The following is a 22,414-nucleotide window of genomic DNA, read 5'->3' as shown; positions in this document are numbered from 1 at the left end:
GGCCTTTTTGCGTTCGGGGGGGAAGAGTGGGCGGGTTAGCCCACCACGTCTTTATAGCTGATCTCGCGCTTGTCGGTGCCGCCCTTCTCGCGGCGCACCAACAGACGGTTGAGCGCGTGAATATAGGCGCGGACCGATGCGACCACGGTGTCTGTATCCGCGGACTGACCGGTCACGATGCGGCCGTCTTCCTCGAGCCGGACAGAAACGGTGGCCTGCGCGTCGGTGCCTTCGGTCACGGCGTGCACCTGATACAATTGCAAGCGCGCGCTGTGATCGACCAGTGCCTTGATGCAGTTGAACGAGGCATCCACAGGCCCGTCACCGGTTTGCGAGGTAGAGGNTTCGGCACCATCCACGGTCAGCGACATCTCTGCCTTCTGCGGGCCTTCGGTGCCGCAGACAACGGTCATGCTACCCAGCACAATGCGGTCGCTTTCAGGATCGGTGGCGGTGCGCATCAAGGCGATGAGATCGTCGTCGTAGATCTCTTTCTTGCGGTCNGCCAGTTCCTTGAANCGGACAAACACNTCCTTGAGCTGGTTATCCCCCANTTCATAGCCGAGGTTNTCCAGCTTCGAGCGCAACGCCGCACGGCCNGAGTGTTTGCCCATCACGATGTTGGTCTCGGTCAGGCCCACGTCTTCGGGGCGCATGATCTCGAATGTTTCGGCGTTCTTNAGCATGCCGTCCTGATGGATGCCGCTTTCATGCGCAAAGGCGTTCTTGCCGACGATGGCCTTGTTGAACTGCACGGCGAAGCCCGAAACAGCGGCAACGCGACGCGAGATATTCATGATCTTGGTGCTGTCGATCTTGGTCTGGAACGGCATGATGTCATTGCGCACTTTCAGCGCCATCACGACCTCTTCCAACGCGGTGTTGCCCGCGCGTTCGCCCAAGCCGTTGATCGTACATTCGATCTGGCGCGCGCCCGCTTCGACGGCGGCAAGGCTGTTGGCCGTCGCCATGCCAAGGTCGTTGTGACAATGAGTGGCAAAGACGATCTCGTCCGCGCCGGGGACATTTTCCAAGAGCTTGCGGATCAGATCGGCGCTTTCGCGNGGNGCGGTATAGCCGACGGTATCGGGGATGTTGATCGTGGTCGCCCCCGCCTTGATCGCGATTTCGACGACACGGTAGAGGTAATCAAGCTCCGTCCGCGTCGCGTCCATCGGCGACCATTGCACATTGTCGCACAGNTTGCGCGCGTGGGTCACCGTTTCGTGGATGCGCTCGGCCATTTCGTCCATCGTGAGGTTCGGAATGGCGCGGTGCAGCGGCGAGGTGCCGATAAATGTGTGGATGCGGGGCTGGGCCGCGTGTTTGATCGCCTCGTAGCAACGATCNATGTCGCCGAANTGNGCGCGGGCCAGNCCGCAGATGACCGAGTTCTTCGACAGCTTCGCGATTTCGCTGACGGCGGCGAAATCCCCTTCGGAGGCGATAGGGAAACCGGCNTCGATNANGTCGACGCCCATCTCGTCCAGCAGGCCCGCGATCTCGATCTTTTCGGCGTGGGTCATNGTGGCGCCGGGGGATTGTTCGCCNTCGCGCAATGTCGTGTCGAAAATCAAGACGCGGTCTTGTTGTGTGGTATCTGTCATCGTTTGGGTTCTTTCATTCTGCTGTNTAAATCCGTGGCGCGCGGCACATCCCTCTGAGCGGGCGCGCCGGATGGCACGCTCAGAGGCGGATTAGCAGCAGTAGGTTGGCACGCAGGAAAGTCGCGCAGCGGCGCGGCAGGATCGCAATATGATCGGCGTGTGTCATGGCGACAAGTTATACCCGTGCATTCGCAAATGGGAAGGGNTTTTCTGCGCCCTTTTTTCCGCGCTTGAAGGGGGGCTGTTTTCNGCTACNTCCCCTTGCATGAAACAGGTTTTGATCATCGGGGCGTCGGGCGGTGTGGGTGCCGCCNTGGCCGCCGCTTACGAGGCGCGCGGCGATACGGTCACGCGGCTGTCACGGTCGGTNGANGGGTTCGACATCACGGACGAACNCAGTGTGGACCNGCANTTGACCGCGCTNANCGGGCCGTTTGATGTGGTGCTGGTGGCCACAGGCGCGCTNGAGATTGNCGGNGCCGCACCGGAAAAGACGATCAAATCCATCAGCCAAAAGGCGATGTTGGACCAATTCGCGNTGAANGCCGNGGGCCCTGCACTGGTNTTGCGCCACGCGNGCGACCTGCTGCGGCGGGNCGCGCCTTGTGTCTTTGCCGTATTCTCNGCGCGNGTNGGGTCGATCGGCGACAACCGCATCGGCGGCTGGATCAGCTACCGCAGCGCCAAGGCGGCGGTGAACCAGATCGTGCACACCGCCGCGATCGAACTGACGCGCAGTCACAAGANCAGTATCTGCGTCGCCCTGCACCCCGGCACGGTCAAGACCGCCTTTACCGCGAAATACCTTGCCCGNCATCCCGCTGTCGCACCGTCGGAGGCGGCGGAAAATCTGCTGGCTGTGATCGACGGGCTGACACCTGCGGACACAGGGCAGTTCTTTGACTGGGCCGGAAAGCCGGTGCCATGGTAGGGCGTTTGGTGCTGGTTCTGGGCGACCAGCTGACAGAAACGCTCAGCGCNTTGGCGCAGGCGGATAAGGCNCGCGATACNGTCGTGATGGCCGAGGTNGCGGACGANGCGGCCTATGTCCGGCATCACCCCAAGAAGATCGCCCTGATCTTTGCCGCGATGCGCAAGTTTGCCCATGCGTTGGAACAGGACGGCTGGACGGTCGCCTATACGCAACTGGACGATACGGATAACGCGGGCTCTATCGTGGGGGAATTGCTGCGCCGTGCCGCGCAGACAGGGGCAAGCGAGGTGCTGGCGACAGAGCCGGGGGAGTGGCGCTTGATCGACAAGCTGAAATACGCGCCGTTGAAGGTGCATCTGCTGCCCGACGACCGCTTTCTTGCCACTCATGCCGAATTCGAGGCATGGGCCGAAGGCCGCAAAGCGCTGCGGATGGAGTATTTCTACCGCGAGATGCGCCGCAAGACCGGCCTGCTGATGGAGGGGGACCAACCCGCTGGCGGCAAGTGGAACTTCGACCACGACAACCGCAGAGCCGCGCCCGAGGATGTCACCGTAGATGGCCCTCTGCGGTTCGACCCCGATGCCACCACCCGCGAGGTGCTGGAGCTGGTTCAAGCGCGCTTCGGCGATAATTTCGGAGCGCTAGAGCCGTTCTGGTTCGCCACCACCCGCGCCGAGGCGCTGCAAGCGCTGGACCATTTCATCGCGAATGCCCTGCCACGTTTTGGCGACTATCAAGACGCGATGCTGAACGAGAATGAATTCCTGTATCACGCGATCCTGTCGCCCTACCTCAACATCGGGTTGCTGAACGTGACCGAGATTTGCGAGGCCGCTGCCGACGCCTATGCCTCAGGTCACGCCCCGATCAACGCCGCCGAAGGGTTCATCCGGCAGATCATCGGCTGGCGCGAGTATGTGCGGGGCATCTATTTTCTTGAAGGGCCGGACTATAGCGCCCGCAATATTCTGGGGCACGACCGCGACCTGCCGTGGTTCTACTGGGGTGGCGAAACGCAGATGAACTGTGTGGCCAAGGCCGTGGGGCAGACCAGGACCCAAGCCTATGCGCATCATATCCAGCGGCTGATGGTGACGGGCAACTTTGCCCTATTGGCGGGGATTGATCCGGCGCAGGTGCATGAATGGTATCTAGCGGTCTATGCCGATGCCTTTGAGTGGGTAGAGGCCCCCAATACCATCGGCATGAGCCAATTCGCCGACGGCGGCGTCATCGCGTCCAAGCCCTATGTCGCGTCCGGGGCCTATATCAACCGCATGTCGGATCACTGCAAAAGCTGCCACTATTCAGTCAGCGCAAAGACGGGTGACACCGCCTGCCCGTTCAACCTGCTTTACTGGCACTTTCTGGACCGCCATCGCGACCGGTTCTCGAACAATCCGCGCATGGGCAATATGTACCGCACGTGGGACCGGATGGACGCCGACAAACGCAAGACAGTTCTGGCCGAAGGCGATGCCTTGCTCGCCCGTCTGGACGCGGGCGAAGTGATCTAGCCGTCGTTGCTTTCGGCCGCATCCGTACTGTCGGCGGGTGCCTCTGACGGAGTGTCGGCGTCTGTCGGTGCCTCATCCGTGGCGTCTGGCGCGGGCACCGCATCAGCACCCTCGGCAGGGGCTGTGCCCGCTTCTTGCAGCGCGCCGTTGACCCACTGGCCCGAGACTTCCTCGCCCGATTTATAGCGCATGGTGCCCTGACCCTGACGTTTGCCGCCCTCGAACGCGCCTTCGTAGATATCGCCGTTGGGGTAGGTGGCGGTGCCGGTGCCTTCGATCTCTCCTCCGGACCACTGGCCGTCATAGGTGAACCCATCGGGCATGGTGATCTTGCCCGTGCCGTCGCGTAGCCCGTCGACAAAGCCGCCGGTGTAGACGGTGCCATCGGGATAGGTCGCGGTGCCCATGCCGTTGCGTTGGCCGTCTTTCCAGCTGCCGTCATACTTATAGCCGTCGGCATAGGTCATCACGCCCTGACCGTCGTTGCGCGCGTTCTTGAACCCGCCCTCGTAGACGATGCCGTTGGGGTAGGTCGCGCGGCCTTCGCCTTCGATCACGCCCGCGACCCATGACCCTTCGTAGGTTGATCCGTCGGGATAGGTGATCTTGCCCTCCCCATCGGCCAGATCATCGCGGAAACTNCCCTCGTAGACAGANCCGTCNGGGTAGGTCACCTTGCCTGTGCCTTCGATCTGCCCGGCAACCCATGATCCGGTGTAGACATAGCCATCTGTGCCGGTGAACGTGCCCTGACCCTCGCGGCGGTCGTCCTCGAAGCCGCCCTCGTAGGTGTCGCCATTGGCATAGGTCACCTTGCCCGTGCCCTGGCGCTGACCGGCGACCAGATCGCCTTCGTAGACATCGCCATTGGGTTGGGTCAGCGTGCCGGTGCCGTCGATCTGCCCNTNTTTCCACTGGCCGGTNTAGGTCAGCCCGTCGGGCATGGTCAGCGTGCCCGTGCCATTGCGTTCGCCATCGGCGATGTCACCGTCATAGAGCGCGCCATCGGGATAGGTGATCTTGCCCACGCCCTGCTTGACGCCATCGACCCAGTCGCCCTGATATTCATACCCGCCGGGGGATTGCATGACGCCCTTGCCGTGGTGGTTGGCATTGCGGAACGACCCTTCGTAGCGCACCCCGTTGGCATAAAGCGCGATGCCCTGACCGGTGATCGCACCGGCCTCCCATTCGCCCTCATAGGTGCCGCCATCGGCAAAGGTGATCTTACCGAAACCGTCCGGTTTGCCCTTTTCAAAGTTGCCCTCGTAGACAGACCCGTTGGGGAAACGCGCGACACCTTTGCCCTTGATCTCTCCGTCCACCCAGGCACCTTCGTATTCATAGCCGTTGGGCAGCGTATAGGTGCCGGTCCCGTGCTGTACGCCGTCCTTGAACGTCCCCTCATANACGCCGCCATCGTCGTATTGCTTGCTTTGAACCTCTCCGTCCTGCGCAAGCGCGGGGAAGGGCAGCAGCCCAAGGCAAAGGATCAGCGGGGTCAGGGTCAATTTCGTCATACAGCAACTTTCAAAAGAGAGTGCGGCCAAGAGCGGCGGGCGAGTTTGTTAACGCTTAGCCTATTCAATGGCCTGCAAGGGGGCAATCGTCTTTTGNCCGGCGGTNCGCCTTGGCCTTTCACTTGGCGCGTGATCTGCTACATCACTTGCGTAGATTATCGAAGGACCGCCCTATGACATCGCGTTTTCGCATCACGCTTGGCCAGTTGAACCCCACCGTCGGGGATCTGGCCGGAAACGCAGACCTCGCGCGGGAGGCCTGGGCGCAGGGCAAAGAGGCGGGTGCCGANCTGGTAGCTTTGCCCGAGATGTTTCTGGCCGGGTATAACGCGCAAGATCTGGTGATGAAGCAGGCGTTCCAGCTGGATGTGATGACCCACCTCGAAGCGCTGGCGGCTGATTGTGCCGACGGGCCCGCGCTGGCCATCGGTGCGCCTTGGGTCGAAGGGGCCAAGCTCTATAATGCCTATCTGATCCTNANAAACGGCAAGATCGCCAGCCGTGTCTTCAAGCACAACCTGCCGAACGAGACCGTGTTCGACGAGGTGCGCATNTTCGACAGCGCGCCTTTGGGTGGGCCGTANGCCGTTGGCGATACCCGCATCGGCAGCCCGATCTGCGAAGACGCATGGCACCCCGATGTGGCCGAAACGCTGGCCGAAACCGGGGCGGAGTTCCTGCTGGTGCCCAACGGATCGCCCTATTATCGCGGCAAATTCGAGACGCGGTTGAACCATATGGTNGCCCGCGTGGTCGAAACTGAACTGCCGCTGATCTACCTCAATATGGTGGGCGGTCAGGATGATCAGGTCTTTGACGGGGCGAGCTTTGCGCTGAACCCCGGCGGCAANCTGGCGTTCCAGATGCCNGCCTTTGACGCGCAGATCGCGCATGTCGATCTTGAACAGACCCCCGAAGGCTGGCGCGTGGTCGAGGGCGAGAAGGCGCATATGCCGTCGGACCTNGAGCAGGANTACCGCGTCATGGTGCAGGGCTTGCGCGACTACATGGGCAAGACCGGGTTCAAGAAAGTGTTGCTGGGTCTGTCGGGCGGGATCGATTCGGCGATNGTGGCGACGATCGCNGTNGATGCGCTTGGCGCCGATAATGTGCGCTGNGTGATGCTGCCNTCCGAATATACCTCCCAAGCCTCGCTGGACGATGCTGAAGCCGTCGCCAAGGCGCTAGGCTGCCGCTACGACTATGTACCGATCGCGCAGGGCCGTGCCGCGATCACCGACACGCTGGCCCCGCTNTTTGACGGCACCACCCCAGACCTGACCGAGGAAAACATCCAGTCGCGCCTGCGCGGTTTGCTNTTGATGGCGGTCAGCAACAAGTTCGGCGAGATGCTTTTGACCACGGGCAANAAGTCAGAGGTGGCGGTGGGCTATGCCACNATCTATGGCGACATGGCGGGGGGCTATAACCCCATCAAGGATATGTATAAAACCCGCGTCTTCGACAGCTGCCGCTGGCGCAACGAGAACCACCGCGACTGGATGANGGGCCCNGAGGGAGAGGTGATCGCGCCGCGCATCATCGACAAGCCGCCCTCGGCCGAGCTGCGCGAGGANCAGAAAGACAGCGACAGCCTGCCCGACTATCCCGATCTGGACGCGATGCTGACGATCCTNGTGGATGACGACGGGTCCATCGCCGATTGCGTGGCAGCGGGCTTTGACCGCGAGGTTGCCAAAAAGGTCGAACACCTGCTCTATATCAGTGAATACAAACGGTTCCAGTCCGCCCCCGGTCCGCGTTTGACCAAGGGCGCGTTCTGGTTGGACCGCCGCTATCCCATCGTGAACCGCTGGCGCGACCCCAGTTGACCGCGCGGGCGACGCTGCACGTTATCTAGACAATGGTGCCGCGCTGTGACAAGCCAGCGGCCAATCAGGAGAACCCAATGACCATCACCCGCTTCGCCCCGTCCCCGACCGGCTATATCCACGTAGGCAACCTGCGCACGGCGCTGATGAACTATCTGATCGCCCGCAAGAACGGCGGAGAGTTCATCCTGCGGATCGACGACACCGATCCGGTGCGCAGCAAGGAAGAATACGTCGACGGTCTNAAAGAAGACCTGACATGGCTCGGCCTGCATTGGGACCGCGTTGAGCGTCAGTCCGANCGGTTGGACAAATACCACGCCGCCGCGGACGAGNTGCGCAAGATCGGNCGTTTCTATGAAGCNTGGGAAACCCCGACCGAGCTGGACCTCAAGCGCAAGAAACAGCTGAACATGGGCAAGCCGCCGGTCTATGACCGCGCCGCGTTGAACCTGTCGGATGCNGANAAAGCCAAGCTGCGCGACGAACGCGGCCCCGGTGTGTGGCGNTTCAAGCTGGATCAGGAACGGATCGAGTGGAAAGACGGTATCCTGGGCGATATCTCGATCGATGCGGCGTCGGTGTCCGACCCTGTGTTGATCCGCGGCGACGGGCAGATCTTGTATACNCTNGCGTCNGTGGTCGATGATACCGAGATGGGCGTGACCAATGTCGTGCGCGGGTCCGACCATGTGACCAACACGGCGACGCAAATCCAGATCATGCAAGCGCTTGGCGGCACCGTGCCGACCTTTGCGCACCATTCGCTGCTCACCGGTCCGCAGGGCGAGGCGCTGTCGAAACGNCTGGGCGTGCTGGCGCTGCGCGACCTGCGCGAACGCGGTGTGCATCCTTTTGCGCTGCTGTCGACAATGGCGCGCNTGGGCTCTTCGGACCCGATTGAACTGCGCACCGATATGGAGAGCCTGATCGACGGTTTCGACATNGAACGCTTCGGNTCAGCGCCGACCAAATTCGACGTCGAGGACCTGTTCCCCATGACCGGCCGNTATCTGCAGACCCTCCCGCTTGAGGCTGTCGCAAGCGACATCGCNGCCCTNGGTGTGCCCGAGGANAANGCCGCGCTGTTCTGGCAGGTCACCCGCGAAAACATCACCACGNTGCACGATCTGAAAGGNTGGTGGCAGATGTTCAGCGANGGCGCAGAGCCTGTGATCGCNGACGAGGATAAAGANTTCGTCGCCGAAGCNTTGGCGCTTCTGCCCGAGGGCGAGTTNGACGAAAGCACCTGGGGCACATGGACGGCCGCCGTGAAAGAGCAGACCGGCCGCAAGGGCAAGGGGCTGTTCATGCCGCTGCGTCTGGCGCTGACTGGCAAANCCCACGGCCCCGACATGGCGGCGGTGNTGCCGTTGCTGCAAGTCGTGAAGGCACGCGGGTGAAACGGGCCGGGTTCACGGGCGCAAGTTCGGGAGCCTTCGGCGAGAGTTTATCTGGCAAAATGAAGCCGCTGTCGGCTGACATAGGGCGCGTCCATCATGGTTGATGGGCGCGCCAAATTTTTGTCGGGCAATCTGTTCGGCCATGTCGCCAATATGTCTTTGCTGGCCTCTGTCGGGCTGGTGGCGGTNTTTCTTGTCGATTTCGTCGACATGATTTTCATCTCTATGTTGGGCAAGGCAGAGCTGGCGGCGGCCATCGGCTATGCCGGTGCGATCNTGTTTTTCACCACCTCCTTCGGGATNGGGTTGGGCATCGCGGCGGGGGCCTTGGTCGCGCGGGCCNTGGGGCAGGACAACGCGCAGCTCGCGACAGAGAGGACNACNCATGCGCTGTGCTATGGCGCGGTCTTTGGCGTGATCTTTGCGCTTTGTGTGTTCCTTTCGCTGGATGTGCTGGTCGGCTGGGTTGGCGCAGGCGGTGAGACGGCGGCGCTGGCGGTGGATTTCCTGCAGATCGTCGTGCCGTCGGTGCCATTTCTGATGGTTGGTATGATGGGCAGCGCGATCCTGCGGGCCCATGGGGATGCACGGCGGGCGATGATGGCGACGATCGCGGGGGGCATCGTGAATGCCATCCTCGATCCGATCCTGATCTTTACCTTTGATCTGGGNCTGACCGGNGCGGCTTGGGCGTCTTTNGTGGCGCGGGNGGTGATTGCCTATACNGCCCTGATGCCGATTGTGCGCCANTATGGCGGGATCGCGATGCCGCGCCCNGCGGGGCTATGGCGCGATCTGATGCCNGTGTTGTCNATCGCGGTGCCCGCCATTCTNACGCAGGTCGCCACGCCGGTGGGGCAGGCCTATGTNACCCGTGCAATGGCNGCCTATGGCGAGGATGCTGTCGCAGGCATGGCGATTGTCAGCCGCATGATGCCNGTTGCCTTTGCCGTNATCTTTGCCCTGTCGGGGGCGGTNGGGCCGATCATCGGGCANAACTTTGGCGCGGGCGATCTGGGGCGGGTCAAGCGGACCTATGCCGCGGGGGTCAGNTTTGCCGCTTTGGTGATCGTCGTNATCTCGGCCGCGCTGTTTGCNTTCCGCGCGCCGCTGGCGGCGATGTTTGATGCGCAGGGGATCACCTTGACGTTGATCTATCTGTTCTGCGGGCCGCTGTCCCTGGCGTTCTTTTTCAACGGTGTGTTGTTCGTGTCGAATGCGGCGTTCAACAATATGGGCCACCCCTACTATTCGACCGTGACCAACTGGGGTCGCAACACGCTGGGGATGATCCCGCTGGTCTGGGGTGGCAGCCTGCTGTTCGGGGCCCCCGGTGTGCTGATCGGGCAGGCGGCGGCGGGGGTGCTGTTCGGGGCGCTGGCCTGGGTGCTCGCGCGGCGGATGATCGCGCAAGGCGGACAGCGCAAACGCGCCAAGCCCGCAGCTTTCGCCCGCGACGGGCGGTTGATGTCGCTACTGCACCTGCGCCGATAGGCGGGTCAGATGCTGGTCGACCAGCGCGGTTTCCTGCGCGGTAAGCTCTTGCGCGCGCGGATATTTCGGCGCGGCGCGATCGTTCAGGATCGGCGTATCCCAGCCCCGCGTCGTGTCAAAGAAACGCTGCACCCCGTCGATGCCATATTCGCGCAGGAACCCCTGCACCACCACATCAAGATAGCTGAGCAAGATGGTATGGTCGCCCGATGTCACATGGGTGTCTGTGGGCACGGAATAATGCGCCATATCGGGGGCCGGGATGATGTCATGCACCACCGCCCCGTTCGATCCGATGCGATCATAATTGGTTTCGCGCGTATCCAGCGCCACCCAATCGGCACCGGGGACCGCCGCGATCAACCCGTCGATCACGGTGCCCTCTTCGGGCAGCACGCTCAGGAACACATGCGCGGCACCTTCGATGCGCACCCAAAGCCGGTGCCAGCCGCGAAGCTGCGCCGGACGGGCGTCTGGATAGGCGTGGGTATTGCGGTTTACGAGGCTGCCGTAGCCGAAGAAATATGGTGTCATGCGGGTGTTTTGGCGCCGCTGCGCGATGATGTCCACATCTTGCACGCGCAGCACCCGACGAGCTGCCCAATATCGCGGCACCGGATGAAAGTTTTCGCGCCGCCCTATCAACTTTGCTTGACGCAACGCCGCGTTCCGGCATAGCACTTGCCCACACCGTTACGGGAGAACCGGCGCAAGCCGGTGCCGAAGGAGCAACCGCCCCGGAAACTCTCAGGCCAAAGGACCGCAGCGGGACCTAACAACTCTGGAGAGTGACGCGACAGCGTCCGCCGAAGGGATAACGATCTCAGGCGAAAGGACAGAGGGGGCATTTGACAGGCTGCATTCCCGCGGTCTGCTGGGTGCCAGTATGGTCGATGGCCTTCTGGATAGGGAAAGGCCGCGTGACCATGAGCGATTTGCAACAGACACCGCTATACGATCTTCATCTGGAACTGGGGGGCAAGATGGTGCCCTTTGCGGGCTATTCCATGCCTGTGCAATATCCCATGGGCGTGATGAAAGAGCACCTGCACACCCGCGCCGCAGCGGGGGTCTTTGACGTCAGCCACATGGGGCAGGTGATGGTGACCGGCCCGTCGTGGGACGCTGTGGCGTTGGCGTTCGAGACATTGGTGCCGATGAATGTGCTGGGGCTGGAAGACGGGCGGCAGCGCTATGGGTTCTTCACCAATGACGCCGGCGGGATCGAGGATGACCTGATGTTCGCGCGCCGTGGGGATGACCTGTTCGTCGTGGTCAACGCCGCCTGCAAGGATGCCGATATCGCACGCATGAAAGCCGCGTTGGAGCCAGAGATCACCGTGACCCCGATCACCGACCGCGCGCTGGTGGCGGTGCAGGGCCCGGCGGCGGGGGCGGCTGTGGCGTCGCTTGACGCCGCCGCGGACGGAATGCGGTTCATGGATTTCGGCACATTGACACTGGTCGGGGTAGAGGTCTGGGCCTCGCGGTCGGGCTATACCGGCGAGGATGGCTTCGAGATTTCGGTGCCGGAGGCCCACGCCGAAGCGCTGGTCCGCCGGCTGCTAGAGATCGAGGGTGTGGAGCCCATCGGTCTGGGCGCGCGGGATTCGCTGCGGCTTGAGGCGGGCTTGTGTCTTTATGGCAATGACATCGACGCGGGCACCAATCCGGTAGAGGCCAGCCTGACCTGGGCGATCCAGAAAGCGCGCCGCGCCGGTGGTGAACGCGCGGGCGGCTACCCCGGTGCCGATGTCATTCAGACGGCGTTCGACGATGGTGTCGACCGCAAGCGTGTCGGTCTGGCCCCCGAAGGCCGTGCGCCGATGCGCGACGGGACACCGCTGTTCGACGCGGCGACAGGGGGCACGCAGGTGGGCGAGGTCACCTCGGGCAGTTTCGGGCCGACGGTAGGCGGGCCTGTCGCAATGGGCTATGTCAGTGAGGCGCAGGCGGCTATTGATACGATGCTGTGGGGCGAAGTCCGTGGCAAGCGTCTGCCGGTGACTGTGGCCAAGCTGCCCTTTGTTGCGGCGAATTTTAAAAGATAATCTAGCGAAGGATGAAAGAATGAAGTTTACCGAAGAGCACGAATGGCTGCGGGTTGAAGGCGACGAGATCGTCGTTGGCATCACCATTCACGCCGCCGAACAACTGGGCGACGTGGTGTTTGTCGAACTGCCCGACGAAGGCACGACCGTCAGCAAGGACGACGAGGTCGTCGTGATCGAATCCGTAAAGGCCGCGTCTGATATTCTGGCACCGATCGATGGTGAGATCATCGAGGTCAACAGCACGCTGTCCGACAACCCCGCGATGGTGAATGACGATCCGCAGGGCGAGGCGTGGTTCTTCAAGATGAAGGCGTCCGATCCAAGCCAGATGGACGAGTTCATGGACGAAGCCGCCTATCAGAAGTTCATCGGGTAAATCCCGCTGCCCCCGTCGGAGCCTCCGGCGGGGATTTTTATACCATTTGGAAGAGGGGCCCCGCGCCATGGTTTTCAAACCGACCGAATATTTGCCGTATGATTTTGCCAATCGCAGACATATCGGGCCGTCCCCGGCAGAGATGTCGGACATGTTGAAAACCGTCGGCGCACAGAGCCTTGCCGCGTTGATCGATGACACGATGCCCGCGCAGATCCGCCAGAAAGAGCCGCTGGATTTCGGCAAGCCCATGTCAGAGCGCGAAGTGCTGGAATACATGCGCGTGGTGGCGGGCAAGAACAAGGTGCTCACCTCGTTGATCGGGCAGGGCTATCACGGGACGGTGACGCCGCCGGCGATCCAGCGCAATATCTTTGAAAACCCCGCATGGTACACGGCCTACACCCCCTATCAGCCCGAGATCAGCCAGGGGCGTCTTGAGGCGTTGTTGAACTTCCAGACGATGATCAGCGATCTGACCGGGCTTGAGGTCGCCAATGCGTCGTTGCTGGACGAGGCGACGGCCTGTGCCGAGGCGATGACCATGGCGCTGCGTCTGTCGAAGTCAAAGGCCAAGGCGTTCTTTGTCGACCGCGATTGCCACCCCCAGAACATCGCCGTGATCCAGACCCGCGCAGCCCCGCTGGATATCGAGGTGATCATCGGCGACCCTGACAANATGGACGCGAGCGCNGTCTTCGGNGCGCTGTTCCAGTACCCTGGCACCTACGGCCATGTGCGCGACTTTACCGANCATATGGCCGCGCTGCATGAGGCNGGTGCCTTGGGNGTCGTATCCGCNGATCCGATGGCGCTGACGNTGCTGAAAGANCCCGGNGCCATGGGGGCCGATATCGCCGTCGGGTCCACCCAGNGGNTTGGCGTGCCCGAAGGNTATGGCGGTCCGCATGCGGCCTATATGGCATGCAAGGATGCCTATAAGCGCGCAATGCCGGGGCGGATTGTNGGCGTGTCAATCGATGCGCATGGCAACCGCGCCTACCGTCTGTCCCTGCAGACCCGCGAGCAGCACATCCGCCGCGAAAAGGCGACCTCTAACGTNTGCACGGCGCAGGCTTTGCTGGCGGTGATGGCGTCGATGTATGCGGTGTTCCACGGTCCCGAGGGACTAAAGGCCATCGCGCAGCGCATCCATCGCAAGGCGGTGCGNNTGGCGAACGGGCTGGAGGAGGCCGGCTTTAAGGTCGANCCCAAATCCTTCTTCGACACGGTGACGGTTGATGTCGGCCCCTTGCAGGCCGCAGTCATGAAATCCGCGGTGGACGAAGGNATCAACCTGCGCCGNGTCGGNGAAACNCGNGTNGGCATCACGCTGGACGAACGTACGGTGCCCGAGACGATCGAAGCCGTCTGGCGCGCCTTTGGCATCCGCCGCAGCGACGAGAAATTCGAGGCGCAGTATCGNTTCCCCGATGATATGCTACGTGAAAGCGCCTATCTCACGCATCCGATCTTNCACATGAACCGCGCCGAGACCGAGATGATGCGCTANATGCGCCGTCTGGCCGACCGTGANCTGGCGCTGGACCGNGCGATGATCCCGCTGGGGTCTTGCACGATGAAGCTGAACTCNGCTGCGGAGATGATGCCCGTNAGCTGGCGCGAGTTNTCGATGATCCACCCGTTTGTGCCGCAGGATCAGGCGCTTGGCTATAAGCATATGATCGACGACCTGTCGGCCAANCTNTGNGACATCACCGGNTATGANGCGATTTCCATGCAGCCNAATTCCGGCGCNCAGGGNGAATATGCGGGCCTGCTGGCGATTGCGTCCTATCACCGTGCCAANGGGCAGGGGCATCGCAACATCTGCCTGATCCCCATGTCGGCCCATGGCACCAACCCCGCCAGCGCCAATATGGTNGGNTGGAAGGTGGTCGTNATCAAGACAGCGGCCAATGGTGACATNGANCTGGANGACTTCCGCGCCAAGGCGGANAAGCACAGCGAGAACCTTGCCGGTTGCATGATCACCTATCCCTCGACCCACGGCGTGTTTGAGGAAACCGTGACCGAAGTGACCAAGATCACNCATGAGCACGGCGGTCAGGTCTATATTGACGGGGCGAATATGAACGCCATGGTCGGTCTGGCGCGTCCGGGCGATGTGGGCGGGGATGTCAGCCACCTGAACCTGCACAAGACCTTCTGCATCCCGCATGGGGGCGGTGGCCCCGGCATGGGCCCGATTGGCGTGAAGTCGCATCTTATCCCTCATGTGCCCGGCCATCCCAACGGGGGTGAGGGTGCAGTTTCGGCCGCCCCCTACGGGTCGCCATCGTTGCTGCCGATCTCGTGGTCGTATTGCTTGATGATGGGCGGNGACGGGCTGACGCAGGCGACGCGGGTGGCGATCCTGAACGCCAACTACATTGCCAAGCGGCTCGAAGGGNCGTTCGAGGTGCTGTACAAGGGGCCGACGGGACGTGTCGCNCATGANTGTATCTTTGACGTGCGCCCGTTCGAGGANAGCGCAGGCGTGACGGTNGATGACATCGCGAAACGTCTGATCGACGCCGGCTTCCATGCGCCAACGATGAGCTTCCCTGTCGCAGGCACGCTGATGGTCGAACCGACCGAGTCGGAAACCAAGGCCGAGCTGGACCGTTTCTGCGACGCGATGCTCGCGATCCGTGACGAGATCCGCGCNATCGAGAACGGCGATATGCCGCGCGAGAACAACGCGCTCAAGAACGCGCCGCACACGGTNGAGGATCTGGTCGGCGANTGGGATCGNCCCTACACGCGCGANCAGGGCTGCTTCCCCCCCGGTGCGTTCCGCGTCGACAAATACTGGCCTCCGGTCAACCGTGTCGACAACGTGCATGGCGACCGNAACCTGATCTGCACCTGCCCNCCGATGGANGAATACGCAGAGGCGGCTGAGTAAGCTGTTCCCTATATATGTGATCGAACGGGTGCGGGGGAAACCTCGCGCCCGTTTTGCATTGGGGGCTCAGTCGTCGGCGAGGAAGGCAAAGACCTTGCGCAGGCGGTTCCATGTNGTTTTGTCCGGTGCCACCAGAATATGCCCTGTGCGCAGCGTCGCGTCATAGGGGCCGCCNGACAGCATCTCGACATGGGCACCGGCTTGGGCGCAGATCAACGCGCCGGCAGCGTGGTCCCAAGGGTGCAGCGTCCCGCTGAGCACGAAATCGGCGTGCCCTTGGGCGACAGTNCGGTATTCATGCGCCGAGCAACGTAGCGAGTTCACCTTGGCAAAGCTGGGCAATGTGGCCGCGACTTTGCCCCGCAGGTCTTTGCTGAAGTTCCCCAGCGGGACGAAACCGCTGAGGTCCTCGATCTGTTTGCCCATGCTGACCCGCAGCGGGCGCGACTGCCCAAGGGCGCGTTCNAAGCGCGGCGTGCTGGTGTCNTCGCTGATCACCCAGTCGTCATTGACCGGGTCATAGATGACGCCGAAGGCCGGTTTGCCAAAGCGCGTGACCGCAAGGATCATGCCGAAGGTGGACAGCCCGTGGGCGAAATTCGATGTGCCGTCGATGGGATCGAGGATAAAGGCCAGCGGGGCGTCGGCGATCTTGTCCTGCAGGGCGGGGNCGGCCGATACNGCCTCTTCGCCNATGATCAGCGCATCCGGATAGGCCGNGGCGAGGGCGCGGGTGATCATTGCCTCGGCCGCCAGATCGGCAGCGGTNACCAGATCATGGGGGCCGGATTTGGTGTCGATGTCAGCGGGGGCGAGGTTGCGGAAACGCGGCAGCACNTCGGCCCGTGCGGCACGGCGCAGGACATTCACCACATGCGTTTGCTGGGCTGCCGTCAGAACGGGTGGCAGGGGGGCGGGCAGTGTCTGGGTGGTCTGCGTCATTGTTGTATCCCTCTTTCGGTCTATCGGTTCCATCTATTCGCGGGCGCGCAGCACCTGTGCGGGTCTGGCGTTCAAGGCTTTGATCGCAAAGCCAAGCGAGGCAAGGATCGACGCCAGCGCGCCNCCNGTGACGATCAGCAGCGCCGANGGCCANACCACGGCAAAGCTGGTGTCCATCACAAAGCGGCTCACGGCCCATCCGCCCAAGATACCTGCCAGCAGGGCAACGGTNCCGGCGAAGAGCCCCAGCAGAGCGGCACGCATCAGAAAGCTGNCGGCGATGCTGCGGCGCGAGGCCCCCAGCGTTTTCAGCAANGCGGCTTCATAGCGACGGGCATNCGCNCCGGCGGCGGCTGCCCCGATCAATACCAGAAAGCCGGTCAGAAGAGTAGCCGCCGCGCCGTAGGATGTCGCCGCNGCCAACCCGCTAAGCACCGCNGCCACGCGGTCGATCGCNTCGCGCACGCGGATCGCGGTGATGTTGGGNTAGGCGGTGGCCAGATCGCGCAGGATNGGNGCCTCGGCNTCNGNNTCGGCGTAGACGGTCGAGATATAGGTATGCGGCGCGCCGGTCAGGGCGGCGGGGTTCATGGTCAGGATAAACCCGATCCCCGCGGTCGAGAAGTCGACCTCNTGGAAGCTGGCGATGGTGCCGGTGATGTCGCGCCCCAGCACGTTGATGGTCAGCGTATCGCCAAGCTCTAACCCGATCTCCTCGGCCTCTTCGGCGGCAAAGCTAATGAGCGGCGGGCCGTCATAGTCAGGCGCCCACCATTCGCCCGCGGTGATCACCGTGTCGTCATCGGGGGCCTCGGCATAGGTTAGCCCGCGGTCGCCGCGCACCACCCAGTGATCGCCCGCGNCCTCTTTGGCGGGNCTGCCGTTGATCTGGGTCACGACGCCGCGCAGCATNGGCGCGCTGTCGATGCGGCGCACCGCGGGGTCGTCGGTCAGCCGTTTGGTATAGCCGTCGATCTGGTCTTTCTGGATGTCGACAAAGAAATACGACGGGGCCACATCGGGCAGGTTGCCCGAGATCGCCTGCCGCAGGTTGCCGTCGATCTGCCCCACGGCGGCCAGCACCGACAGGCCGAGCCCCAGCGAGAGCACCACGGCCCCGGCACCTTCGCCACTGCCGCCAATCGCGGCCAAGGCCCAACGCAGCCGCGGTCGCCCNCGTGCCAGAACCGCGGCGCGTTGTGCGAGGAACCGCACCAGCAGCGCCGCCAGCGTGAGNATCCCGAGNGCGCCTGCGATGCCGCCCAANGTCCAGAGCGTCAGCCACCAACTGCCNTTGAACCACCCCGCCAGCGCGACCAGCAGCGCCACAGTCATCACGATAATCGCCACATAGCGCGGCGCCGGAAAACGCGCGGCCCCGTCCCATGCATCGCGAAACAGGGTCGCCGCGCGGATGTTCTCGCTGCGGGCCAGCGGCCACAGCGTGAAGGCAAAGGCNGTCAGCANCCCGTAAATCGCTGCCTCGGCCAAGGGTGCCGGATAGATGGCAAAGGCCGCAGGGATCGGCAGCCGCGCAGAGATCAGCGGCGCAAAGACCAGCGGGGCCACCGCCCCAAGCACCACGCCGATGGCNACGCCCAGAAGCGATAGGGCACCGATCTGCATGAANTATGTCTGGAAGATCGTCGCGCGGTCTGCCCCTAGCGCGCGGAGCACGGCGATNACNTCGGTCTTGCCGGTGAGGTAAGATCGGACCGCAGCCGATACGCCCACNCCGCCCACAGCCAGACCGGANAGGCCCACAAGGATCAGAAACGCNGTCAACCGTTCNACAAAGCGCGACACCCCCGGTGCCCCGTTGCGCGCATCGGTCCAGCGCATCCCGCTGTTTTCGAACCGCGCACGGGCGGCAGAGCGCAGTTGATCAAGGTCGGTATCGGCNGGCAGCAGCATCCGGTATTTGGAGTTGAACAGCGTCCCTTCCGCCAGCAGGCCGGCCCCGTNCANCGCCTCGGTCCGGAGCAGGGTGCGGGGCCCAAGGGCAAAGCCGCTGGCGGCACTGTCGGGTTCGCGCACGATCAGGGCGGAGAGGCGGAATTCCTTGACGCCAAGNTTGAAGGTGTCGCCGGGGGACAGGCCCAGACGGTCTGACAAGGCGCGCTCCATCACCGCGCCGGACAGGCCGTTTTCCAGCCCAAGCGCCTGTTCAAGCGGCATCGCCGGTTCCAGCACCATCTCGCCCACCAGCGGATAAAGATCATCNACCGCNTTCACCTGCGTCAGCGCACGGTCAGCGGCGGCCCCGTCACCCGCGACAGCCATGGACCGGAACTCGACAACCTCNGACACNGCGCTGGCNTGGCTNTCGATCCAGTCGCGTTCGTCATCGGTGGCGAAACGATAGGTGAAATCAATCTCGGCCGCGCCACCAAGCAGGGCCGCACCTTCGCGTTGCAAGCCGCCCTCGATCGCNGAGCGGACAGAGCCGACGGCAGCGATTGCCGCGACGCCAAGAGCGAGGCAGGCCAGAAACAGACGGAACCCCCGCAGCCCCCCGCGCATCTCGCGGCGGGCAAAGCNGNTGGCCAGACGCAGGCTCATGCGCCCGTCCCGCTGACGATCCGCCCGTCGGTCAGGGTGACGANCCGNTCACAGCGCGCGGCCAATTCATCGGCGTGGGTCACCAANACCAAAGTCGCGCCATGTTTTTCNCGCAGATCAAACAACAGCTCCATGATCGCGGCACCATTGGTACTGTCGAGGTTCCCTGTCGGCTCATCCGCCAAAAGGATCGCCGGACGCGGGGCAGAGGCGCGGGCCAANGCAACCCGCTGCTGTTCGCCGCCCGACATCTGNGCGGGATAGTGGTTNAGCCGNTGCCCCAGACCCACCGCGTGCAATTCCGCCTCNGCCCGGTCAAAGGCGTCAGCGACGCCGTTCAGTTCCAGCGGGGTGGCGACGTTTTCCAGCGCGGTCATGGTGGGGATGAGGTGGAAGGACTGGAACACGATGCCCATCCGCCCGCGGCGNAATTTGGCCAGNCCATCTTCGGACAGGGTGCTCAGGTCTTCGCCCAAGGCGCGCACCGATCCGCCGGTCGCACGCTCCAGCCCGCCCATGACCATCAGCAGCGACGACTTGCCCGACCCCGACGGGCCGGTAAAGGCGACCGTCTCTCCTTGTGCGACGTCCAGGGTGATCCCATGTAGGATNTCGACCTTTCCGGCGTTGCCATTCAGTTTCAGGGATGCATCTTGAAGCTGGAACACCGGGTCGGTCATAGGGCTGCCTTTTGAAATACGGTCCCTGTTGGATATGGAGGTTCGACCATGATGCGCAAGGTTACGACGGCACTTGTTCTGGTANTATCAGGCCCCGCACNGGCGGAACCGCTTGTTATTGCGGCATTGGGCGACAGTCTGACGCAGGGCTACGGCCTGCCCGCCGAGGACGGGTTCGTGCCACAGTTGCAAAANTGGCTGGATCAGAACGGTGCGGATGTGACGGTGATCAACGCCGGTGTGTCGGGGGATACGACCGCTGGCGGGNTGGCGCGGGTCGCCTGGACCATGACGCCCGAGGTCGATGGCATGATCGTGACCNTGGGTGGGAATGACCTGTTGCGCGGGATCGACCCCGCGGTCAGCCGCGCCAATCTGGATGGAATCATGAAGGCCGCCCAAGACGCCGAGGTAGAAGTGCTGCTGGTCGGCATGACCGCGCCGGGCAACTTTGGCCCNGACTATAAAACCGCCTTTGACAGCATCTATCCCGATCTTGCCGCGCAATATGACGCGAGCCTGATGGGCAGCTTCTTCGACGGCCTGTCCGACAATGGCGAGACGCCAGATCTGGCGCAGGCACGCGGGTTTTTCCAGGCCGACGGGGTGCATCCGAACGCGCAAGGCGTCACGAGAATCGTTGATGCTTTGGGTCCGAAAGTGCTGACGCTGATCGATCAGATCAACGAAAACGAGTAGTTTTGCACAAAAAACGGGCACCGAAGCGCCCGTCGTCAAAAATATNATGAACCGGTTTTGGGCCGGTTAGGCCAATGCGATATTCGCGGCGCTTTCGCGGCCNTCACGGCCCGCTTCTACGTCGAATGTCACCTTCTGGTTNTCGGCAAGCCCGGTCAGGCCAGCGCGTTCAACCGCCGAGATGTGAACAAAGATATCTTTGCCGCCACCATCAGGCGCGATAAAGCCGTATCCCTTTGTGGTATTGAACCATTTTACGGTGCCAGTCGCCATGCCCCGTTTCTCCTCGTGTTTGTCCTGCCCACATTATGCGGCAGCGTGGCTCGGTCAGAACTTGATCGCACCAGCGCCNGAGGGCTGAGGGGTCGAAAGTCTTTCGCGTCGCACCTCTGACTTTGGCGCCAAATAGGACAAAATCAAGAGTTTTTGCCCCGAAACGCGTAACCGGCGGGCATTTGCGCAAGAAATTTCACAGTTATGAAATAATTTTACCAGTTGATAAAAAAATCATTCCGTGGGAGCGTTTCAGCATAAATAGTGACAGCAGGGATAAAAAAATGTCGCAGAAAATCTTTGAACCGGGGGTGGCTGCCGGACGGCTGGACGCCGACGCCTATGCCGCGCAGTTTTCCGATTTGCACCCGCCACTGGATGTGCANGAAGCGCTTGTCGCGGCGGACCGATGCTACTTCTGTCACGACGCGCCGTGCATCACGGCCTGCCCGACNGATATCGATATTCCGCTCTTNATCCGGCAGATCGCCACGGGCACACCCGATGCCGCCGCCAAAACGATCCTGAGCCAGAATATCATGGGCGGNATGTGNGCCCGCGTTTGCCCGACCGAACAGCTTTGTGANCAGGCCTGTGTGCGCGAAGTGGCCGAGGGCAAGCCGGTCAAGATCGGCGAGCTTCAGCGCTATGCCACCGACCATCTGCAAGCACAGGGCGCGCATCCGTTTGAACGCGCGGCCTCGACGGGCAAGCGCGTGGCCGTNGTNGGNGCAGGTCCGGCGGGGCTGTCTTGTGCGCACCGTTTGGCGATGATGGGGCATGATGTCACCGTNTTTGACGCGCGGCCCAAGCCCGGCGGTCTGAANGAATACGGGATCGCNACCTANAAGACACCCGACGGCTTCGCGCAGGCAGAGGTGGACTGGCTGCTCAAGATCGGCGGCATCACCGTGCAGAACAACGCAGCCCTTGGGGCGGCGATGACGCTGGACAGTTTGCGGGCCGACTATGACGCCGTGTTCCTTGGTATGGGCCTTGGCGGTGTGAACGCCTTGGGGGCCGAGGGCGAGGACAAGACCGGCGTGCTCGATGCGGTCGATTTCATCTCTCACCTGCGTCAGGCGAGCGATGTGGCTGCGGTCCCGATCGGTCGTGACGTGGTGGTGATCGGCGGCGGGATGACCGCGATCGATGCCGCCATTCAGGCGAAACTGCTGGGCGCGCTCAATGTGACGCTGGTCTATCGTCGCGGGCGCGACCGGATGAACGCAAGCGTGTTCGAACAGGATCTCGCGGCCTCCAAGGGCGTGCGGATCGTGACCCATGCCACGCCGGTCGCCGTGATCGGCAACGGTGCGGTGCGCGAGATCGAGTTCGAATATGTCGACGACCAGATGAATGGCACGGGCCAAACCCTGCGCCTTGCTGCGGATCAAGTGTTCAAGGCCATCGGCCAGACCCTTCAAGGTGACGCGCTGCCCACGCTGGAGGCGCGCAAGATCAAGGTGGATGGCACCGGACGCACCAGTGTCGACGGGGTCTGGGCCGGTGGTGATTGTGCGAGCGGCGGCGATGACCTGACCGTGACCGCTGTCGCCGAAGGGCGCGACGCGGCGATGGACATTCACATGGTATTGATGGGCTAA

Annotated in this window: 17 protein-coding genes and 1 riboswitch; of the genes, 10 read left to right on the top strand and 7 right to left on the bottom strand. The window is 62.7% G+C overall.

Annotation, left to right across the window (positions count from 1 at the left end; all coding sequences use genetic code 11):
* Positions 1-35 precede the first annotated feature (35 nt).
* On the bottom strand, positions 36-1,607 hold the full coding sequence (locus tag CBB63_RS01575) for a 2-isopropylmalate synthase (RefSeq protein ID WP_286697889.1): 1,572 nt from the start codon (positions 1,605-1,607) through the stop codon (positions 36-38).
* A 265-nt stretch (positions 1,608-1,872) separates the two neighbouring features.
* Here CBB63_RS01575 and CBB63_RS01570 point away from each other — a divergent pair, with 265 nt between their 5' ends.
* Positions 1,873-2,538 carry an SDR family oxidoreductase gene (locus CBB63_RS01570; RefSeq protein WP_286697888.1) on the top strand — a complete coding sequence of 222 codons (666 nt, stop codon included), beginning with the start codon at positions 1,873-1,875 and terminating at the stop codon, positions 2,536-2,538.
* Complete coding sequence (locus tag CBB63_RS01565) at positions 2,532-4,061, top strand: cryptochrome/photolyase family protein (protein WP_286697887.1); 1,530 nt, start codon at positions 2,532-2,534, stop codon at positions 4,059-4,061. The genes CBB63_RS01570 and CBB63_RS01565 overlap by 7 nt, the downstream gene beginning before the upstream one ends.
* Here CBB63_RS01565 and CBB63_RS01560 read toward each other — a convergent pair.
* A complete protein-coding gene (locus CBB63_RS01560) occupies positions 4,058-5,581 on the bottom strand; it encodes an MORN repeat-containing protein (protein ID WP_286697886.1) in 1,524 nt (507 codons plus the stop codon). The two genes, CBB63_RS01565 and CBB63_RS01560, sit on opposite strands and share 4 nt — an antisense overlap.
* A gap of 173 nt (positions 5,582-5,754) precedes the next feature.
* Here CBB63_RS01560 and CBB63_RS01555 point away from each other — a divergent pair, with 173 nt between their 5' ends.
* The 3 genes from CBB63_RS01555 to CBB63_RS01545 all read left to right on the top strand — a co-directional run bounded on the left by CBB63_RS01555 (position 5,755) and on the right by CBB63_RS01545 (position 10,310).
* Positions 5,755-7,413 carry an NAD+ synthase gene (locus CBB63_RS01555; protein WP_286697885.1) on the top strand — a complete coding sequence of 553 codons (1,659 nt, stop codon included), beginning with the start codon at positions 5,755-5,757 and terminating at the stop codon, positions 7,411-7,413.
* 77 nt (positions 7,414-7,490) lie between these two features.
* Positions 7,491-8,816, top strand: a complete 1,326-nt coding sequence (gene gltX / locus CBB63_RS01550; protein WP_286697884.1) for a glutamate--tRNA ligase — start codon at positions 7,491-7,493, stop codon at positions 8,814-8,816.
* A gap of 96 nt (positions 8,817-8,912) precedes the next feature.
* Positions 8,913-10,310: an MATE family efflux transporter gene (locus CBB63_RS01545; RefSeq protein WP_286697883.1), complete on the top strand. Its 1,398-nt coding sequence runs from the start codon at positions 8,913-8,915 to the stop codon at positions 10,308-10,310.
* On the opposite strand, the gene CBB63_RS01540 is transcribed toward CBB63_RS01545, so the two are convergent.
* The gene (locus CBB63_RS01540) at positions 10,290-10,844 is read right to left on the bottom strand and encodes a gamma-glutamylcyclotransferase family protein (RefSeq protein ID WP_037944899.1); all 555 of its coding nucleotides are present in this window, start codon (positions 10,842-10,844) and stop codon (positions 10,290-10,292) included. The two genes, CBB63_RS01545 and CBB63_RS01540, sit on opposite strands and share 21 nt — an antisense overlap.
* 152 nt (positions 10,845-10,996) lie before the next feature.
* Positions 10,997-11,083, top strand: a riboswitch (glycine riboswitch).
* A 153-nt stretch (positions 11,084-11,236) separates the two neighbouring features.
* Between CBB63_RS01540 and gcvT the strand changes: the two genes are divergently transcribed.
* The 3 genes from gcvT to gcvP all read left to right on the top strand — a co-directional run bounded on the left by gcvT (position 11,237) and on the right by gcvP (position 15,651).
* A complete protein-coding gene (gene gcvT, locus CBB63_RS01535) occupies positions 11,237-12,361 on the top strand; it encodes a glycine cleavage system aminomethyltransferase GcvT (protein WP_286697882.1) in 1,125 nt (374 codons plus the stop codon).
* A gap of 19 nt (positions 12,362-12,380) precedes the next feature.
* Complete coding sequence (gcvH, locus tag CBB63_RS01530) at positions 12,381-12,740, top strand: glycine cleavage system protein GcvH (protein ID WP_005851355.1); 360 nt, start codon at positions 12,381-12,383, stop codon at positions 12,738-12,740.
* 67 nt (positions 12,741-12,807) lie between these two features.
* Positions 12,808-15,651, top strand: coding sequence for an aminomethyl-transferring glycine dehydrogenase (gene gcvP / locus CBB63_RS01525; RefSeq protein WP_286697881.1), 2,844 nt, complete (start codon positions 12,808-12,810; stop codon positions 15,649-15,651).
* A 66-nt stretch (positions 15,652-15,717) separates the two neighbouring features.
* On the opposite strand, the gene CBB63_RS01520 is transcribed toward gcvP, so the two are convergent.
* From CBB63_RS01520 to CBB63_RS01510, 3 genes are all read right to left on the bottom strand, one after another.
* Positions 15,718-16,593 (bottom strand): inositol monophosphatase family protein, encoded by an 876-nt coding sequence (locus CBB63_RS01520; protein ID WP_286697880.1) that lies wholly within the window; start codon positions 16,591-16,593, stop codon positions 15,718-15,720.
* A 33-nt stretch (positions 16,594-16,626) separates the two neighbouring features.
* Complete coding sequence (locus CBB63_RS01515) at positions 16,627-19,155, bottom strand: ABC transporter permease (RefSeq protein WP_286697879.1); 2,529 nt, start codon at positions 19,153-19,155, stop codon at positions 16,627-16,629.
* A complete protein-coding gene (locus CBB63_RS01510) occupies positions 19,152-19,835 on the bottom strand; it encodes an ABC transporter ATP-binding protein (protein ID WP_286697878.1) in 684 nt (227 codons plus the stop codon). Before CBB63_RS01510 ends, CBB63_RS01515 begins: the two co-directional genes overlap by 4 nt.
* A 48-nt stretch (positions 19,836-19,883) precedes the next feature.
* Between CBB63_RS01510 and CBB63_RS01505 the strand changes: the two genes are divergently transcribed.
* Complete coding sequence (locus tag CBB63_RS01505) at positions 19,884-20,534, top strand: arylesterase (RefSeq protein WP_286697877.1); 651 nt, start codon at positions 19,884-19,886, stop codon at positions 20,532-20,534.
* Positions 20,535-20,600: 66 nt separating this feature from the next.
* On the opposite strand, the gene CBB63_RS01500 is transcribed toward CBB63_RS01505, so the two are convergent.
* On the bottom strand, positions 20,601-20,807 hold the full coding sequence (locus tag CBB63_RS01500; RefSeq protein WP_286697876.1) for a cold-shock protein: 207 nt from the start codon (positions 20,805-20,807) through the stop codon (positions 20,601-20,603).
* A 284-nt stretch (positions 20,808-21,091) separates the two neighbouring features.
* Between CBB63_RS01500 and CBB63_RS01495 the strand changes: the two genes are divergently transcribed.
* Positions 21,092-22,414 (top strand): NAD(P)-dependent oxidoreductase, encoded by a 1,323-nt coding sequence (locus tag CBB63_RS01495; protein WP_286697875.1) that lies wholly within the window; start codon positions 21,092-21,094, stop codon positions 22,412-22,414.

It is taken from the genome of Sulfitobacter sp. TMED3 (assembly GCF_002167505.1).
Classification (GTDB): domain Bacteria; phylum Pseudomonadota; class Alphaproteobacteria; order Rhodobacterales; family Rhodobacteraceae; genus Sulfitobacter; species Sulfitobacter pontiacus.
The sequence above is the reverse complement of the archived record's forward strand: the minus strand, read 5'-3'. Positions and strand labels throughout refer to the sequence as shown.